The following is a 17,485-nucleotide window of genomic DNA, read 5'->3' on the forward strand; positions in this document are numbered from 1 at the left end:
TCCCATCGAGAGGGAGTACCACGATGCCCGGACGTACCGTCGCCAAGCTGGCCACCGTGAGCGCCGTCATCGCCGCCTCGGTGCTGGCCGTGGCGCCCACCGCCCACGCCGACCTGGTCACCCACTGCATCGGCACGGGCGGTGCGGTGACCGTGCCCAACGACCTGCTCGTCCCGGCCGGCGAGTCCTGCGCGCTGACCGGCACCACCATCACCGGGAACGTCACGGTCGCTGCCGGCGCCAACCTGGTGGTGACCGGCGGCCGGGTCAGCGGCGAGGTACGCGTCGCCGCCGACGGCTACCTCGACGCCACCGACACGACAGTCGACGGCCAGGTGGTGGTGGCCGCCGGTGGCTACGGCCTCTTCCTGAAGAACGCGCAGACCGGTGCGCTGACCGTCCGGCCGAAGGGCTCGGCGACCATCGACAGTTTCCTGTTCGCCGAGGCGTCGACGATCGGCGGCAACGTCACCGTCGGCGCCGGCGAGGTACGCCTCGACGACGGCACGCAGGTGACGCGCAACCTCAGCAGCACCGGCACCTACTACACCGACGTGCACGACTCGTTCGTCGACGGCACCCTGTCGGTGCTCAACAGCGCCACCGGCAGCGTCGTGTGCGGCAGTGCCGTCCGGGGCAGGGCCACCTTCGCCGGCAACCTCGGCGGCGTCCAGCTCGGGCCGAACGGCGCCCTCGACAGTTGCGCCTCGGGCGGCTACTGGGGCACGGACGTCAGCGTCACCAGCACCACCGGTGGCGTCACCGTCGACGACAACATCATCAACGGTCAGTTGACCGTGACGGGTAACAACCCGGCCGCGCAGGTGGCCGCGAACAACCGCATCCGGGGCGGTGTGACGGGCGACCAGGCCGCGCCGAGCGCCAACCGGGCGGCCCGGATGGCCGCGGCCGACCGGGAGGACGCGGGCGACCAGCGGGCCGAGGTTCGTCGTACCTCGGCGGTGCGGGAGGCCGCCGAGGCGGGCGCCGCGAAGCTCTGACGGTCAGGTCACGGCGGCGGCCGGTCACCCCCGGATCCGGGGAGACCGGCCGTTGTCGTGGCGGCCCCGGCAGGGGCTACGCGCGCCCGGCGTCGAGGGTGAGGTTGACGCCGTTGGCAGCCGCGTTCTCCAGCAGGAAGACGCATCCGTCGACGATCTGCCGCATGGTGGGCAGCTCCCCGGTCAGGGAGATCCTGCGCAGCGGGTCGAGGACGGCCTGCTTGTCCACCCACGCGGGACTGTCGGTGACCGCGCCCGGGTGGATCGAGTTGACCCGTGCCGGGGCGAGTTCCACGCTCAGGGTGCGCACCAGGCCCACCACCCCGGCATTGACACTGGACAGCACGGTGGAGCCGGGGTACGGGTGATCCTTCGCCATCCCACCGAACAGCAGCACGGCGGCACCCGGTGCGAGGCGGTCGCGGAGGGCGGCCGCCACCGCCGCATAGCCGACGATCTTGGTGGTCGCGAGTGCCACCGCCTCCGCCACCGAGAAGGACGCTACGGTGTTCCGGTCCCGGATCATGCCGGCGACGGCGACCCGGTCCACTCGCTCCACACTCCTGAGCGCCTCCGCGACCGACTCCGGGTGGGACAGGTCGAGCGCCAGTCCGGACACCGGGCCCCCGGTCTCGGTGGCGAGTCGCTTCGCCTCGACACCGGCCCGTTCCGCCGCCCGTCCGGTAATAATCACCTCATTGCCCCGCCTGGCGTACTCGGCGGCCAATTCGCGGCCAATGCCCTGTGTGGCGCCCACCACAACGATTCTCACAACCTGCTCACTCTCTCTGGTGTGCGGGAAATCACCGTACCGGTAAGGAATTCGGCCAGCGAAGGTGCGCCGCCGCCCCAATTCACTCACATGTCCCGGCACCCGCGATGGTGCGGATGCCGGGACCAGTCGCCGGTAAGTCGAAATCCAGCGGCCGTACACCGGCCCTTCCTAGTCTTTCCAAGGTGGGTCGACTGCCACCAGAGCGGGACTGCCGCGTCATGGCGTCGCCACCACGCCGTCACCGACAATTACGGAGTAGTTGAAACACGCTATGCCCGCGACCAGGAAAACCAGAGCCGCGCCACGTCGTCCCGATCAGGCGTGGTCCCACGGCCTTGAGCCGTCCGGCTTCGACGATTTCGCAGCCGGGGAGTACGGGAAGTTGTTCGGATCTTTCGCGGTCGACGACGACGGAACGATCGCGGTGCGGGAACTTGTCGACCGGCTGCGAGCCGCAGGCATCTCCGAGACGGACCCGCGCCTGGTCGAGGTGCGGTCCGTCACCAGCGGCGTCGGTCCGACACGCATCGACATGTCTCGCTTCATTGCGTGGTGCAGGGCGAGTGGCGGTGTCATCGAAAGGTCACTTCGCGGGGACCTCGTGATTCCGGACTTCGCCGCATTGCAGGCGGAGATCTTCTCGATCTACGAGGGCCTCAGGGGTGTCGACGGGGGGCAGGTCGCCGATTACATCCCGCAGCTCGGCCGCGTCGATCCGGAGAATTTCGGGATCGCGCTGTGCACCACCGACGGGCAGCGCTTCGCGGTGGGGGATGCGGAGACCCCGTTCTGCGTCCAGTCGGTCTGCAAGCCGATCAACTATTGTCTCGCGCTGGAGCAGCACGGTGCCGAACAGGTTCACCGGCATGTGGGACGGGAGCCCAGCGGTCGCGGGTTCAACGAGCTGACATTGAACAACGAGGGCCTTCCGCACAACCCGATGATCAATTCTGGCGCGATCATGTGCTGCTCGCTGCTGCGCCCGAGTTGGGAGATGGCCGACCGTTTCGACCACGTCGCCGAGACATGGCGCAGATTGGCCGGCGGTGGGACGGTCGGCTTCAACAATGCCATCTATCTCTCGGAACGGCGTACGGCGGATCGGAACTTCGCTCTCGGGTACTTCATGCGCGAACACCGGGCCTTTCCGGACGGCACCGACCTCACCGAGACGCTGGAGTTCTACTTCCAGTGCTGTTCCATCGAGGTCGACGCGCGGTCGCTGTCGGTCGTTGCCGCGTCGCTCGCCAACGGTGGTGTCAACCCCCTGACCCGGGAGCGGATCTTCTCCGCCGACACCGCGCGCAAGTGCCTGTCGCTGATGTCGTCGTGCGGGATGTACGACTACTCGGGGGAGTTCGCCTTCACGATCGGTCTGCCGGCCAAGAGCGGTGTCTCCGGCGGACTGATGATCGTGGTTCCCGGCGTGATGGGCGTCTGCGTCTGGTCGCCCCGCCTCGACGCGCTCGGCAACTCCGTCCGGGGAGTCGCGTTCTGCAAGGAACTCATCAACCGGTTCAACTTCCACGTCTATGACTCGTTGGCCGCCGGCGAGGACTCCGGCAAACGCGACCCGCGTCGCGGCAGGAACGAGGACGAGGTGGCGTCGACCACGCGGTTGCTGTGGGCCGCCAGTCACGGCGATCTGGAGTACGTCCGGCTCGCGCTGGCCGCGGGGAAGGATCCGAACTCCGCTGACTACGACCGGCGGACCGCGCTGCACCTGGCTGCCTCCGACGGAAACCTCGACGTGGTCCAGTACCTCCTGGACCGCGGAGCCGATCCAACGCTGCGGGACCGCTGGGGAGGCACTGCGCTCTCCGACGCCGAACGCGGAGCACACGACAACGTTGTCGCGCTGCTCGGGTCGACGCTGGGCGAGAGCCAGGCGTCAGCGACCCCCGTGCGAACCGACGCGCCGCTCGCGGCGGTCTGAACCGTCGGTTCCACCGATCACGATTTCGTGGGCCATCCGGCCCGTTCACAGGAGAAGAGACCCATGGCGTACAAGGCTGAATACATCTGGATCGACGGCACCGCGCCGACCGCGAAGCTCCGGTCGAAGACGAAGATCATCGAGGACGGCGTCGCACCGGGCACGTGGGGCTTCGACGGCTCCAGCACCAACCAGGCCGAGGGCAGCAGCTCCGACCGCGTCCTCGAGCCGGTCGCCACCTACGCCGACCCCATCCGCGGTGGGGCGCATCTGCTGGTGCTCTGCGAGGTGTTCAACACCGACGGCACCCCGCACGAGTCCAACACGCGGGCGCTGCTGCGCCCGGTGGCGGAGCAGTTCGCCGCCCAGGAGTCGCTGTTCGGCATCGAGCAGGAGTACACGTTCTTCAAGGGCTCCCGCCCGCTCGGCTTCCCGGACGGCGGCTACCCGGCTCCGCAGGGTGGCTACTACTGCGGCGTCGGCGCGGACGAGATCTACGGCCGCGCGGTGGTCGAGAAGCACCTGGACAACTGCCTCGCCGCGGGCCTGTCCCTCTCCGGCATCAACGCCGAGGTCATGCCCGGCCAGTGGGAGTTCCAGGTCGGTCCGCTGTCCCCGCTGGAGGTCTCCGACCAGCTGTGGATCGCCCGCTGGCTCCTGCACCGCACGGCCGAGGACTTCGGTATCTCCGCGACCCTGGAGCCGAAGCCCGCGCGGGGTGACTGGAACGGCGCCGGCGCCCACACCAACTTCTCGACGCGCGCCATGCGCGAGAACTACCCGGCGATCATCGAGGCCTGCGAGGCCCTCGGTCGGGGCGACAAGCCCGCGGAGCACATCCGCAACTACGGCGCCGGCGTCGAGGCCCGCCTGACCGGCGCACACGAGACGGCGCCCTGGAACGAGTACAGCTACGGCGTCTCCGACCGCGGTGCTTCCGTCCGCATCCCGTGGCAGGTGGAGATCGACAAGAAGGGCTACATCGAGGACCGTCGGCCCAACGCCAACGTCGACCCGTACACCGTCACCCGCCTCATCGTCGACACCTGCTGCAGCGCGCTGGAGGCCGCCGACCTCGTGTGAGGCACGCGGACCACGGTCCGCGGACGACATTCACCACGCCGCACTGCTGCGGCAGCTACCACGACATGGAGTGCATCTCGATGCCAGACGGCTTCGACGCGGGGGATACCGCATTCGTTCTGATCAGCGCCGCGTTGGTCATGCTGATGACCCCGGGCCTGGCGTTCTTCTACGGCGGCATGGTTCGCGTGAAGAGCGTTCTCAACATGCTGCTGATGAGCTTCATCAGCCTGGGCATCGTCAGCGTGCTCTGGGTGACCTACGGATACTCGCTCGCCTTCGGCGATGACGTCGGTGGACGCGGACTCATCGGTGACCTGGGTAACGTGGGCATGAGCGGGATCTCGGACACCACGTTGACGGGCAGCATTCCGGTGCTCGCCTTCGCGGTCTTCCAGATGATGTTCGCCGTCATCACGCCCGCGCTGATCAGCGGGGCGATCGCCGACCGTGCCAAGTTCGGCGCGTGGATGCTGTTCGTCGCGCTCTGGGTGACCGTGGTGTATTTCCCGGTGGCCCACTGGGTGTGGCAGGCCGACGGTTGGATCTTCAAGCTCGGCGTGAAGGACTTCGCCGGAGGCACGGCGGTCCACATCAACGCCGGTATGGCCGCCCTCGGCGCGCTCCTCGTCCTCGGCAACCGGGTCGGCTTCAGGCGTGAGTCGATGCGGGCGCACAGCCTGCCGCTCGTGATGCTCGGCTCGGGCCTGCTGTGGTTCGGGTGGTTCGGGTTCAACGCCGGTTCGGCTCTCGCCGCCAACGGCACCGCCAGCGTCGCCTTCATGAACACCCAGGTGGCGGCCGGTGCCGGCATGATCGGATGGCTTCTCTGGGAGCGCGTACGCAAGGGTGGTTTCACCTCCCTGGGCGCCGCGTCGGGCGCGGTCGCCGGCCTGGTGGCCATCACCCCCGCCTGTGCGGTCGTGAACACCTGGGGTGCGATCGCCATCGGTGTCATCGCCGGTGTCGTCTGCGCCTTGGCCGTCGGCCTCAAGGACCGCTTCGGCTACGACGACACGCTGGACGTCGTGGCGGTTCACGCGGTCGGTGGTTTCGTCGGCACGCTGCTCATCGGAGTGTTCGACACGACCGACGGCCTCGTCGCCGGTGCCGGTGCCGGGCAACTGGGGAAGCAGGCGGTCGGCGCCCTCGCCGTCGCCGCGTATTCGGTGGCGCTGACCTGGCTGCTCGTCAAGATCATTGATATGACGATCGGCTTCCGGGTGCCGCGATCGGACGAGGTCACCGGCATCGACCAGGTTCTGCACGCGGAGAGCGCCTACGACTTCGACGCGAGCAGGGGGCAGGCCGCCCCTGCCGACTCGACAGGCGACTGGGCGCAGGGCAGGACCGCCCAGCACCCGACAGCGGGCGTCGTCAACGGCCCGTACACCCGCTGACCGACTGCGACGAACGTCGCAGTGGTCCGGACCGGGAGGGGTACGCCAACCCTCCCGGTCCGCAGGCGTACGGGTGCGTGCGTCGGCAGGAGCCGCCCCGCGCCGGCAGCCCCTGAACCACGCTGGAATCTGACGCTGACGTGAGAGGTAGTATCGTCGGCGTCGCCAGGTGAGGGGAGGGGTCGTGCGGATCGGAGAGCTCGCCGCCAGCACGGGTGTGTCGGTGCGTGCCCTGCGCTACTACGAGGAACAGTCGCTGCTGATCCCCGGGCGCAGCGGCGGCGGCCAGCGCCACTACGACCAGGACGCGGTCGACCGCGTCCAGCTCATCCAGACGCTGTACGCCGCGGGCCTGTCCAGCAGGACGATCCTGGATCTGCTGCCCTGTGTCGACGCGAAGGTCAACACTCCGCAGTCCCGTGCCCTGCTGAACGCCGAACGTGACCGCATCACCCGGCAGATCGGCCAACTCGCCCAGGTCAGGGACCGGCTCGACGCGGTGATCAGCGCCAGCGAGGCCCCGGGCAACGGCTGCGTCTACACGGACGCCGCACCGCGGTAGTCGCCCGTGGGGCGGTGCTGTCGCACGGTCGTGGGCGGGGCGCCGAGGGTGAGGTCGGGGATGCCGTAGAGCTGGTCCAGGACCTGCATCGCGGCGCCGGCGGCGATCACGTCCGCGCCCAGGCTGGACAGGGTCACCGTCGGGGCCAGCCAGTCCGTGCGCTGCACGTCCGTGCGGACGGCCTGCTCGACCGCCGCGCGGTAGACCTCCGCGTGGCGTAGCAGATCCGCACCGGCCAGCACCACGTGGGCGAGGTCGAGGGTCTGGAGCAGGTTGACGACGCCGATCGCCAGGACGCGGGCCGCACGAGCGATGTCCCCCGCCTCGGTGGCGCGCAGGTGGACGACCTCCAGGCAGCCGTGCCGTCCGCAGACGCAGCCCGGCCCGTCCAGGGCGACGACCGTGTGCCCGAACTCACCGGCGTTGGTGTGCGCGCCCCGGTGGGCGGCGCCGCCCAGCCAGAAGCCACCGCCGATGCCGGATTCGACCATGACGAGCGCCGCGTCACCGAACGCCGCACCCTGCCGCCACGCCTCGGCCGTGATCCCGGCGGTCACGTCCTTGTCCAGGTGCACCGGCAGCCCCAGCCGCGCCTCGGCCAACGCGCGCAGCGGTACGTCGTGCCAGTGCCGCAGGCCGTGTGCGTCGCGGACCAGCCCGTTCGCGTGGTCGAGTGGCCCGATCATGCCGAGACCCACCCCGGTCAGGCGGCTCCGCGGCGCGGTGTCGGCGGTGATCGCGTCGATGCCGGCGCTCAGGGCGTCGAGGAGCTGCTCCGGGGTGAAGTCCTCCGGCAGCGGGCTGACCGTCGAGTGGCGCACGACGCCGGCCAGGTCGCCCAGGACCAGTCGCAGCGTGCGCCGGGCGACGTGCGCGCCGATCGCGTACCGGCTGTCGGGGACCAACTCGTAGACGACCGCGGGTTTGCCGATGCCGGGGCGTCGGACGCCGGCGGGGCGGATCAGCCCGTCGGCGGTCAGGCGGGCGATGACCTTGGAGACCGCCTGCGGCGTCAGGCCGGTGGCGGCGACGACAGTCGACCGCTCGAACGTCCGCGTGGTGCGCCCCACGGCCATGACGAGCGCCTGGTTGTATCCGCGCAGGAACGTCACGTCGGCTGTGGTGCGCGTCATCTCGCCAGCCTATTACGCAACGCTGTTGCTAAATTCGCTCGGTGAACGGACTGAGCAGAGGTCAGCGCCTCGCGGCGCTGGCGGCCCTGGCACTGGGCGGCGTGGCGGTCGGCCTGACGGAGTTCGTGGCGATGGGCCTGCTGCCCGAGATGGCACGCGACCTGCTCGCCCAGGACTACGCCCGATCCTCGTCGGACGCCGTCGCCACGGCAGGCTGGATGATCACGGCGTACGCGCTGGGCGTCGTCGTGGGCGCTCCACTGATCGCCGCGCTCAGCGCGCGCCTGCCCCGCCGCAGGCTCGTGCTCGGACTGCTCGTCCTCTTCGCCGCCGGCACGATCGCCTCCGCGACCGCCCCGAACTTCGAGCTGGTGCTCGTCGCGCGGTTCGTCGCCGCGCTGCCGCACGGCGCGTACTTCGGCGCTGCCGGCCTGCTCGCGGCGACCCTGATGGGCCCCGGCAACGAGGCGCGGGGCTTCGCCACCGTGCTCGGTGGCCTGACCGTGAGCAACGTGGTGGGCGTACCACTGATCACCCGGCTCGGGCAGGCAGCCGGCTGGCGGACGGCGTACCTGGTCATCGCCGGGGTCTTCCTGCTCACGCTGCTGGCGGTCCTGGCGGTCGTCCCGGAGGTGGCCGCGGCGGCGGACGGCTCGCCGGCCGCCGAACTGCGCGCGCTGCGGACCTCGCAGGTCTGGCTGGTCGCGGCCACCGGCGCGATCGGCTTCGCCGGGTTCTTCGCGGTCGACTCCTACATCGCGCCGGTCACCACCGACGTCGCCGGCCTCTCCGCCGCGACAGTGCCCTGGGTGCTGGTCGCGGTCGGCCTCGGCATGACCGTCGGCAACGCCCTGGGCGGCTGGCTCGCCGACCGGGACCTGCGTCGCAGCCAGCTGATCGGCTTCGTCGCGATGATCGCCAGCATCGGCGCGTTCAGTCTCGTCGCGTCGCATCCGGTGGGTCTGTTCGTGGGCGCGTTCCTGGTCGGCGCGACGAGTCTCTACCTCGGTCCGGTCCTGCAGGCACGCCTCATCACGGTCGCTCCCGGCGCCCAGTTGATGGGTGCCGCCCTCAACCAGTCCGCCATGAACATCGCGAACAGCCTGGGCGCGGCCCTGGGCAGCGTGGCCATCGCCGCCGGGCTCGGTTACCTCGCGCCGGCCCGGGTGGGACTGGTCCTGGCGGTCGTCGGGCTGGGCGTGGGAATCGTCAGCTACGCGGGGCGTCGCCGGGACCGGGAACCGGCCGCCGTGGCGGGCTGACTCCTGGCGGTCCGGCTCAGCTGACCGACGAGGCGAGGAGGTCGCCGACGGCCGCCCGGACCGGATCGGGGTTCGCCCAGGACCAGTTGGGGTGGGCCCGGTTGGTGAGCAGGGCCAGGACCAGCTTGTGGCCCGGGTCGACCAGCAGCGAGGGGCCGGCGAAGCCGGTGTGGCCGAAGGTGCTCACCGACGCGAGCCGGCCCATGAACCACGGCTGGTCGAGGACGACGCCGAGACCGTGGGCGGCCGTGCGCTGCGGGCGCTCGGGGTCGACGGCCGGCTTGCCCGCGTTGTGGTTGGTCAGCATCCGGCGCACCGTACCGGCGGCGAGGACCCGCCGGCCCTGGTAGGTGCCACCGTCGAGGAGCATCTGGCCGACGGCCGCGAGATCGCTGGCACTGGCGAACACACCCGCGTGACCGGCGACGCCCCCGAGGTTGTTGGCGACGTCGTCGTGCACGGTGCCGCGGAGCAGGCCGCGGGACGAGCGGGCGTCGGTGGCGACCATCCGGGCCGACCTGTCGGTGGCCGACAGCCAGGTCGTGGGGTTGAAGCCGGTGTCGCGCAGGCCGAGGGGACCGGTGAGATTCGCCTTGAGCGCCTGGTCGAGGCGGCTGCCGGTGACCTTCTCGACGATCTTGCCGGCGGTCATGACGCCGACGCTGGAGTAGCGGAACGTGTCGCCGGGCACCGCGCCCGAGACCAGCGGGGTGGCGAGGACCGCCTTCCAGCGGGCGGCGTTGTCGGACAGGCCGGTGACCTTGGCGCCGACGGGGAGGCCGCTGGTGTGGGTGAGCAGCATCTCGACGGTGATGCGGTCCTTGCCCGTGCCGGTGAACGCCGGCAGGTAGTCGCGCACCGGGGCGTCCAGGTCGACGCGGCCCTTGTCGACCTGCTGGAGCAGCAGGATGGCGGTGTAGACCTTGGTGACCGAGGCGAGATCGAAGATCGAGTCCGGGCGCATCGCGACCCGGCTCTTCGCCGTGAGCAGTTTCGGGCCGGCCGCGTAGCGCAGGGCCTCCCCGACGGCGGTGTGCACTGTCACCTTCCCGTTGACCAGCACGACGGCGACCGCACCGGGAAAATCGTGGTGCGTGACGGTCTGCGGTGAGGCGGGCAGGTGCCGCCTCAGCAGCGCGGTCACGTCCGCGGCGTACCGGGCCTGGTTGCCCGCCGCGCCCGCGCCGGCCGTGGGGGAGGTGCTCGGCGTACCCGACGAGGAGGCCGCCGGTTTCCCGGCGGCGCCGAACCCCACCCTGTTCCCCGCCGCGTCGGTGGCGGTCACCGTGCCGCCCGGGTCGGCCCCGCCCGGCGACTCACCGCCGCCGTCGCCGCAGCCGGTGAGGGCGGAGGCCGCAGCGGCCAAGCCAACCCCGAGCAGGGTACGACGAGCGACAGGCATGCCGGTGATGCTGACAGACCCGAACTGGTACGCCAACCCCGATCACCCGTACGCCGGTGGCGTCCAGCGTTCTGGCCGGTTTCCGACAACCGAGCGGGCCGTACGGGCGACCGTGACCGCCTGTGCAACGATCGTCGGGCATCCAGTCGACTGGCCGGCGCCGCCGGTCTGTCCGTGCGGCAGACCCGGGGGAGGGTGCCCCGCCTCGTACTCCTTTGGAGAGCACCATGTCCCTCTCCCCCGTTCGGGCCTTCGCCGCACTGAACGCCGTGCGGCTCCCCGAGCAGCCGAACCCGATCCTGGGCAAGGCGGTGGTGGTCGGCGGCAGCGTCGCCGGCCTGCTCGCCGCCCGGGTCCTGTCCGATCACGCCGAGAGCGTGGTCCTCATCGACCGCGACGACCCGCAGGTCAGCGGCGCGCGGCCCGGCGTGCCCCAGGGCACCCAACTGCACGCGCTGCTGCCCGGCGGTCTCCTGCAGTTGGAGCAGTTGTTTCCCGGGTTCCGCCAGCACGCGTTGGCTCACGGCGCGGTCGAGGCGCCACCCGCCACCCGACGCAGCTACCTCGACGGTCGCCGCAAGGTGGTCGTACCCGACGACGACAACAGCCTGGCGGGCAGCCGGCCGCTGCTGGAGGGGCTGATCCGTCAGCAGGTGCTCCGACTGCCAAACGTCAAGACGGTCACGGCCCGCGCCACCGGGCTCGCCGTCGACGGCGACGCGGTCACCGGCGTGCGCTGTGAGGTCAACGGAGTAGCCGGCGTCGAGGGCGGCGACCTGGTGGTCGACGCCATGGGCCGGTCCAGCCGGCTCTCGGACTGGCTGGAGCAGACCGGCTGGGAGCGCCCCGCCACCCGCCGGATGCCCGTGCACCTCAACTACGCGACCGCGCTGTTCCGGCGCCCGGAGCAGAGCCCGCAGACCCGTGTCGTCATGGCCCTGCACACCCCGGGCACGATGACGGACGTCGCCGGCGCCGCCTTCTTCGCCATCGAGGACGACCGGTGGATGGCCATGATGGCCGGCTACGGCGACGACCGGCCCGGACGTACCGCGCAGGACTTCGTCCGGCGGCTGCGCGAGCAGTTCCCACCCGAGTTCGGCGAGCTCGCCGATCAGGAGATGCTCGGCGACGTGCAGACCTACCACCACGCCGACAGCCGGCGACGGGACTTCCACGCGCTGGCGCGCTTCCCGGCGCGGCTCGTCAGCGTCGGCGACGCCGTGGCGTCGTTCAATCCGGTCTACGGGCAGGGCATGACGGCGGCGGCCCTGCACGCGGCCTGCCTGTCGGCGTACCTGCGCTCCGGGCCCGACCTGAGCGTCCCCGCCCGGCACTTCCTCGACCTGCAGAAGGTCGTGGTCGACGCCGCCTGGTCGACGTCCACCTCCGCCGACCTGGCGCTGCCGCACGTCGACGGGCCCTACCCGCGCGGCTACCGGGTCACCAGCTGGGCGAGCCGGCAGATCCTCACGGCGACCGTCACGGACGTGGCGATCGCGCGCCGGTTCAACGAGGTCGTCTCCATGCGCGCGCACCCGCTGTCGCTGGCCACCCCCGGCGTGATCCTCGGCGCCGTGCGCGCCAACCGACGCGCGGGCTGACCGATGCGCCCCGCCGCCCGCCAGGAGCCTGGTGGGCGGCGGGTTCGCCGACTACTGCGCGGCTTTGCGCAGGACGTCGACGACGAAGCGGTGATCCTCCACCTGCGGAAGCCCCGACACGCCCATCCAACCCACCACGCCGGTGCCGCGTACGCGCAGCGGCAGCGCGCCTCCGGCGGCCGCATACCGGGCGGCCGGCAGGCCGTAGCGCTCGGTCAGCGTCACGTTCCTGTCCCGGCAGAGTCGGGCCATGTAGAGCGAGGAGTGCTCGAACCGCATCACCACCCGCCCCTTGCGGCGCAGCCAGGCGTCGTTGTCCTGCGTCGAGCCGGGCAGGCCACAGTGGAACAACTGACGCCCCGCCCGCCACACGCCCACCGCGACCGGCAGTCCCCGCTCGCTCGCGGCGGCCACGGCGCGCATCCCCAGCTCGTACGCGTCGGTCTCGGACAGGCCGGTACGCTCCAGCTCCTCCTCCTCGCGCAGCAGCTCGTCCAGCGTCGGCCAGGACTCGTTGTCAGTTGGCATGGGTGTCTCCTCGTCGTCTCACCAGGCGCATGGCGCGTAGTCCTTCAGGAAGCAGCCGTACAGGTCCTCGCCCTGCTCGCCGCGCACGATCGGGTCGTACACCCGCGCCGCGCCGTCGACCAGGTCCAACGGTGCGTGGAACCCCTCGTCGGCCATTCGCATCTTCGTCGGGTGCGGCCGCTCGTCGGTGATCCAACCCGTGTCGACGCTGGTCATCAGGATGCCGTCGGTCAGCATCTCCTGGGCGCTGGTGCGGGTCAGCATGTTCAACGCGGCCTTGGCCATGTTGGTGTGCGGGTGCCCCGGACCCTTGTAGCCGCGACCGAACTGACCCTCCATCGCGGAGACGTTCACCACGTACTTGCGGCGGGCCGACGCGGCGGCCATCGCCGAACGTAGCCGGCTGACCAGCACGAACGGTGCGGTGACGTTGCACAACTGCACTTCCAGCAGCTCGACCGGGTCGACCTCCTGCACCCGCTGCACCCAGCTGTTGACCGGGTCGAGGTCCGGCACGAGCCCACCGGCGTCGATGGCGGTGGACGCCGCGATCCGCTCCGGTGAGGCGGAACGACTGGTCAACGCCAGTGCGGTGAGCGCGTGCGGGGTGAGGGCGGACGACCCGGCCGTGAGGCTGCCGCCTGGACCGCTCGGCTTGGTGAACGTGATCAGCTCCGGCAGGGGACCGTCCGGCAGGGCTGCGGCCTCGGCGGCGGCGAGCTGGGCGTACGCCCCGGGCGACCGGCGGACCGTCTGCGCCGCGTTGTTGATCAGGATGTCGAGAGGGCCCTGGCTGCTGACCGAGTCGGCGAGGGCGATCACCTGTGCCGGGTCCCGCAGGTCGATACCGACGACCCGCAGGCGGTGCAGCCAGTCCGCGCTGTCGGGCATCGCGGCGAACCGGCGGACCGCGTCGTGCGGGAACCGGGTCGTCACCGTCGTGTGCGCGCCGTCGCGCAGCAGCCGCAGCGCGATGTACATGCCGATCTTCGCGCGCCCGCCGGTGAGCAGGGCGCGCCGGCCGCTCAGGTCGGTACGGGCGTCCCGGCGCTCCCGGTTCAGCGCGGCGCAGGACGGGCAGAGCTGGTGGTAGAAGGCGTCCACCTCGCGGTAGCGCTGCTTGCAGATGTAGCAGCCGCGCGGGTTGTGCAGGAGCCCCGCCGTCGTGCCGGTGGTGGGGGAGGCGAGGGGGATGCCCTGCGTCTCGTCGTCGATCCGGCCCGGAGCGCCGGTGGCCGTGGCCTCCGTCACCGCCCGGTCGGCCGCCAGGATGGCGTCGCGCCGCTCCTCACGACGCCGCTGCTTGATCACCTTGTAGAGCCGTGCGGTGGCCCGCTGCACCCGCACCACGTCGGGGTGGTCGGGAGGAAGGGCCTCCAACGCCTCGAAGACGCTCAGGCAGGTCTCCAGCCGGTTCCGGTCGATGCCGCCCTGAGCGTTGTCGGGAATGTTGTCCACCGTCATGCGTCGTTGTCTCGTCCCGTTTCCTGTGCCGGATTTCGCCGGCCCACCCCAAGTCCGACCCGAAACTGTACGCACCGCGGCGTCCCGGCCGCACCCCGCGCCGTCGGGCACCCTGCACGGCTCTGTGGTGCGCGTGAGGGATGCTGGTCCCGTGCAGATCACCATCCTCGGTCCCCTCGCCGTCGACGGCCGGCCGGTCCGGGGCGAGCGGTTGGCCGCGGTGCTCCGCGCGCTCGTGGACGCGCGTGGCCGGGCGGTCTCCACCAGCCTGCTCGTGGACGCGGTCTGGGCTGGTGCCCCGCCGGACGACGCGACCGGCGCCGTGCAGGCGCTCGTGTCCCGCGTACGCCGGCTCGGGCTGCCCGTGGTGGCCGTACCGGGGGGATACCGCCTGCCCCCCGAGCAGGTTACCGTCGACGCCGTCGAGGCACGGGCGCTCGTCGACCATGGTCGGGCCGCCCTGCGGACCGGCGACGCACGCGCGGCCCGCGACTCGGCCGACCGGGCCCGCGCCCTGTTCCCCGAGGTGCCGGAGATCGTCAGTGCGGACGACACGCGCCTGTTCGCCGACGTCGCCGCGCTGCGCGCCGAGGCGGCGCTCGTCGGCGCGGGGCCGTACGACGAGGCCGACCTGCGCCGGCTGGCCGCGCGGACGCCCCCGGACGAGCCGTCGGCCGCCCTGCTCGTGCGGGTGCTCGCCGTCCAGGGGCGGGAGGCGGAGGCGCTGGAGGTGGTCGAGCGTCTCCGCGACGAGCTGGCCGACCGCTACGGGACCGACCCGTCCCCGGTGATCACACAGGTCCACCTGGCCCTCCTGCGCGGCGAACTCACCGCGCCGGCCGTCGTCGCACCACCCCGTCCGCCGGCGCGCGTCGTCCTGCCCGCCGCGTGGCGCCGGCCGATGACCGCCCTGCTGGGCCGCGAGCGGGACGTCGAGGCCCTGGACGCGGCGCTCGACGAGTCGGCGCTCGTGACGATCGTGGCGACCGGCGGCGCGGGCAAGACCCGCCTCGCCGCCGAGGTAACCCGGCGCGCGGCGGCGGCCGGGCAGGGGGTACGGGTGGTCGAGCTGGCCGGTCTGCGCTCGCCCGACGAGGTGCTGCCCACCGTGCTCGCGGCGCTCGGCGGCGCGGACACCTCGTCCACCGGCGGCAACCTGGGCCTCGAACGCCGGGTGCTCAGTCCCGAGGAGCGGATGCGTGCCGTGGCGCCGGACCTCGACGGCCTGATCGTGGTGGACAACTGCGAGCACGTCCTCGACGCGGTGGCCACCGTCGTCGCCGACCTGCTCGCGGTGACGTCACCGGAGGTCGCGGTGCTCGCCACCAGCCGTGCCCCGCTGGGCCTGGCCGGTGAGCGGGTCCACCGACTGACCGCCCTGCCGGACTCCGACGCGCTCGGGCTGGTCGAGTCCCGGGCGCGGGCCGGTGGCGCGGTCCCGACCTGGGCCACCGCCCGGGTTCTCGCGCTCTGCAACCGGCTCGACAACCTGCCGCTGGCCCTCGAACTGGCCGCCGCGCGGCTGCGGCACATGCCGATCGACGACGTGCTCGCCGGGCTGACCGACCGGTTCGCCCTGCTCGACGACGCGCTGCGGGGTCTGCCGGAACGCCACGCGAGCCTGTGGGCGATGGTCGACTGGAGCCGGGAACTGCTCGCGCCCGACGACCGTGCGCTGCTGGAGCGGGTCGCCGTCATCCCCGCGCCGTTCACCGCCGACCTCGCCGCCGCGGTCGCGCGGACCCCCGACGTACGACGAGGTCTGGCGAGGCTCGTCGAACAGTCCCTGCTGACCCTGGTCGAGGGGGACGGGCCGCCCCGCTACCGGATGCTGGAGACCGTCCGCGAGTACGGCGAGGCCCGGCTCGGTGCGTCCGGCGACCGGGACGCGGCGATGGCCGGCCTGGCGGGGTGGTGCCGGGACGAGGCCGTCGCGCTCGGCGACCGTTTCGTCGGCCCCGACCAGGTGGAGGCGCTCGACCGTTGCGCCGCCGAGCAGGACAACCTGGTCGCCGGCCTGCGGTGGGCGCTGGGTCAGGACGACGAGCCGGCAGCCGTCGACGTCGCCACCGCGCTGCTGCACCTCTGGACGGTGCGCGGCCTGCACCTGGAAGTCCTCGCCTGGGCACGCTGGATGCTGCACGTCGACGAGCCGCACCGGCGTCGACGCTCGGCGATCCTGCGGGGCCGGGCCAGCGGCCGGCCCCTGCCGCACGGGGACCGACTCGCCTGGACGTGCCTGTTGACCAGCGCGAACGGCGGCATCAGCGCCGACCTGCGGATTGCCGTGCTCGCGCGACGCGCCCTGCGCACGCTGCTCGCGGAGCGGCCCGCCGAGGTGTCGCCGCGGCTGACCGCGTTCGCGGTGGCGTTGCCCGGCTTCGACGAGGCCGACCCGGAGAAGAGCCTGAAGGCCGCGACCGAGTTGATCGCGAACCCGGACCCGTACGTCCAGGCGCTCGGCCTGATCGCGCGCGCGGCGGTACGGGAGAACAGCGGCCTGCCGGAGGCGTCGATCGAGGACGCCGAGCAGGCGTACCACCGCTTCGAGGTCGCGGGCGACCACTGGGGCATGGCGATGGCCGCGGGCGCCGTCGGGCAGTTCCTGCTCCCTGGCAGGGAGGGGCGGTCGGCCGAGTGGCTGGCGCGCAGCGTCCGGCACATGGAGATGATCGGCGCACAGCAGGACGCCCGGTCGATCCGGGTGCGGCTGGACGTGCAGCTCGCCCTGACCGGTGACGCGGACGCGGAACGGCGGCTGGGTGAGACGGCGACGCGGGGCCAGGCCGAGCAGATGGACGTCGCGCAGGCGCTTCTCGGCCTGGCGCACCTCGCCTGGCAGCGCGAGCGCTATGACGAGGCGCTGGCCCACGCCGACGAGGTGAACCGCACTCTCGCCGGCTGGACCGGCCCGCCACCGCAGCCGCGGGTGATGCTGCGGGCCTCGGTGGCGGTCCTGTACCTGCGGGTGGCCGAGGCGCGAGGGCTGTCGGGCGCCGACGCCGCCGCCCAGGCGGCCACGTTGTTGGCGCTCGCCCGCGACGACGCGCTCAACTCGAAGGACCTGCCGGTGATCGGGGCGTGGGCGTCGGGCGGCGCGGACCTCGCCGCGTACCGGGACGACATCGCCACCACCCGCGAGCTGTCCGCGCTCGCGAGGCGGCTCGGGACGCACATGGAGCTGTTCTTCCCGAGCGAACGCAGCGAACGACTCGACGCCGCCCTCGGGAACGAGGAGCAGCGTGAGTCGTTGCTGGCCGTCTGGCGTGCCCGGCCGGTGGCCGCGGCCGTCACCCGGGTCCGTGAGCTGATGGAGGACCTGCTCGCCTAGCCCG

Annotated in this window: 13 protein-coding genes; 8 read left to right on the plus strand and 5 right to left on the minus strand. The window is 72.0% G+C overall.

Annotation, left to right across the window (positions count from 1 at the left end):
• Positions 1 to 23 precede the first annotated feature (23 nt).
• Positions 24 to 1,001: a hypothetical protein gene (locus ABZU91_RS17405; protein WP_355240934.1), complete on the plus strand. Its 978-nt coding sequence runs from the start codon at positions 24 to 26 to the stop codon at positions 999 to 1,001.
• 76 nt (positions 1,002 to 1,077) lie between these two features.
• On the opposite strand, the gene ABZU91_RS17410 is transcribed toward ABZU91_RS17405, so the two are convergent.
• The gene (locus ABZU91_RS17410) at positions 1,078 to 1,758 is read right to left on the minus strand and encodes an SDR family oxidoreductase (RefSeq protein WP_355240937.1); all 681 of its coding nucleotides are present in this window, start codon (positions 1,756 to 1,758) and stop codon (positions 1,078 to 1,080) included.
• Positions 1,759 to 2,158: 400 nt separating this feature from the next.
• On the opposite strand from ABZU91_RS17410, the gene glsA reads away from it, so the two are divergent.
• From glsA to ABZU91_RS17430, 4 genes are all read left to right on the plus strand, one after another.
• Entirely contained in the window at positions 2,159 to 3,712 is a 1,554-nt protein-coding gene (glsA, locus tag ABZU91_RS17415; RefSeq protein ID WP_355240940.1) for a glutaminase A, read from the plus strand.
• Positions 3,713 to 3,775: 63 nt separating this feature from the next.
• Positions 3,776 to 4,795: a glutamine synthetase gene (glnII, locus tag ABZU91_RS17420; RefSeq protein ID WP_355240943.1), complete on the plus strand. Its 1,020-nt coding sequence runs from the start codon at positions 3,776 to 3,778 to the stop codon at positions 4,793 to 4,795.
• Positions 4,796 to 4,875: 80 nt separating this feature from the next.
• Positions 4,876 to 6,195, plus strand: a complete 1,320-nt coding sequence (locus tag ABZU91_RS17425) for an ammonium transporter (protein ID WP_355240945.1) — start codon at positions 4,876 to 4,878, stop codon at positions 6,193 to 6,195.
• A 184-nt stretch (positions 6,196 to 6,379) separates the two neighbouring features.
• A complete protein-coding gene (locus tag ABZU91_RS17430) occupies positions 6,380 to 6,757 on the plus strand; it encodes a MerR family transcriptional regulator (RefSeq protein ID WP_355240948.1) in 378 nt (125 codons plus the stop codon).
• Here the strand turns inward: ABZU91_RS17430 and ABZU91_RS17435 are convergent.
• The gene (locus tag ABZU91_RS17435) at positions 6,733 to 7,890 is read right to left on the minus strand and encodes an ROK family protein (protein ID WP_355240950.1); all 1,158 of its coding nucleotides are present in this window, start codon (positions 7,888 to 7,890) and stop codon (positions 6,733 to 6,735) included. The two genes, ABZU91_RS17430 and ABZU91_RS17435, sit on opposite strands and share 25 nt — an antisense overlap.
• 41 nt (positions 7,891 to 7,931) lie before the next feature.
• Between ABZU91_RS17435 and ABZU91_RS17440 the strand changes: the two genes are divergently transcribed.
• Positions 7,932 to 9,152: an MFS transporter gene (locus ABZU91_RS17440; RefSeq protein WP_355240953.1), complete on the plus strand. Its 1,221-nt coding sequence runs from the start codon at positions 7,932 to 7,934 to the stop codon at positions 9,150 to 9,152.
• A gap of 16 nt (positions 9,153 to 9,168) precedes the next feature.
• On the opposite strand, the gene ABZU91_RS17445 is transcribed toward ABZU91_RS17440, so the two are convergent.
• Positions 9,169 to 10,554 (minus strand): serine hydrolase domain-containing protein, encoded by a 1,386-nt coding sequence (locus ABZU91_RS17445; protein WP_355240956.1) that lies wholly within the window; start codon positions 10,552 to 10,554, stop codon positions 9,169 to 9,171.
• A 227-nt stretch (positions 10,555 to 10,781) separates the two neighbouring features.
• Here ABZU91_RS17445 and ABZU91_RS17450 point away from each other — a divergent pair, with 227 nt between their 5' ends.
• Positions 10,782 to 12,158, plus strand: a complete 1,377-nt coding sequence (locus ABZU91_RS17450) for an FAD-dependent monooxygenase (protein WP_355240959.1) — start codon at positions 10,782 to 10,784, stop codon at positions 12,156 to 12,158.
• A 51-nt stretch (positions 12,159 to 12,209) separates the two neighbouring features.
• On the opposite strand, the gene ABZU91_RS17455 is transcribed toward ABZU91_RS17450, so the two are convergent.
• Positions 12,210 to 12,686: a heme-degrading domain-containing protein gene (locus ABZU91_RS17455; RefSeq protein WP_355240962.1), complete on the minus strand. Its 477-nt coding sequence runs from the start codon at positions 12,684 to 12,686 to the stop codon at positions 12,210 to 12,212.
• Between the two features lie 18 nt (positions 12,687 to 12,704).
• Positions 12,705 to 14,150: an SDR family NAD(P)-dependent oxidoreductase gene (locus tag ABZU91_RS17460; RefSeq protein ID WP_355240965.1), complete on the minus strand. Its 1,446-nt coding sequence runs from the start codon at positions 14,148 to 14,150 to the stop codon at positions 12,705 to 12,707.
• A gap of 151 nt (positions 14,151 to 14,301) precedes the next feature.
• Between ABZU91_RS17460 and ABZU91_RS17465 the strand changes: the two genes are divergently transcribed.
• Complete coding sequence (locus tag ABZU91_RS17465; RefSeq protein WP_355240968.1) at positions 14,302 to 17,481, plus strand: BTAD domain-containing putative transcriptional regulator; 3,180 nt, start codon at positions 14,302 to 14,304, stop codon at positions 17,479 to 17,481.
• Positions 17,482 to 17,485: the final 4 nt, after the last annotated feature.

This window comes from Micromonospora sp. NPDC005174 (assembly GCF_040608495.1).
Lineage (GTDB): Bacteria > Actinomycetota > Actinomycetes > Mycobacteriales > Micromonosporaceae > Micromonospora.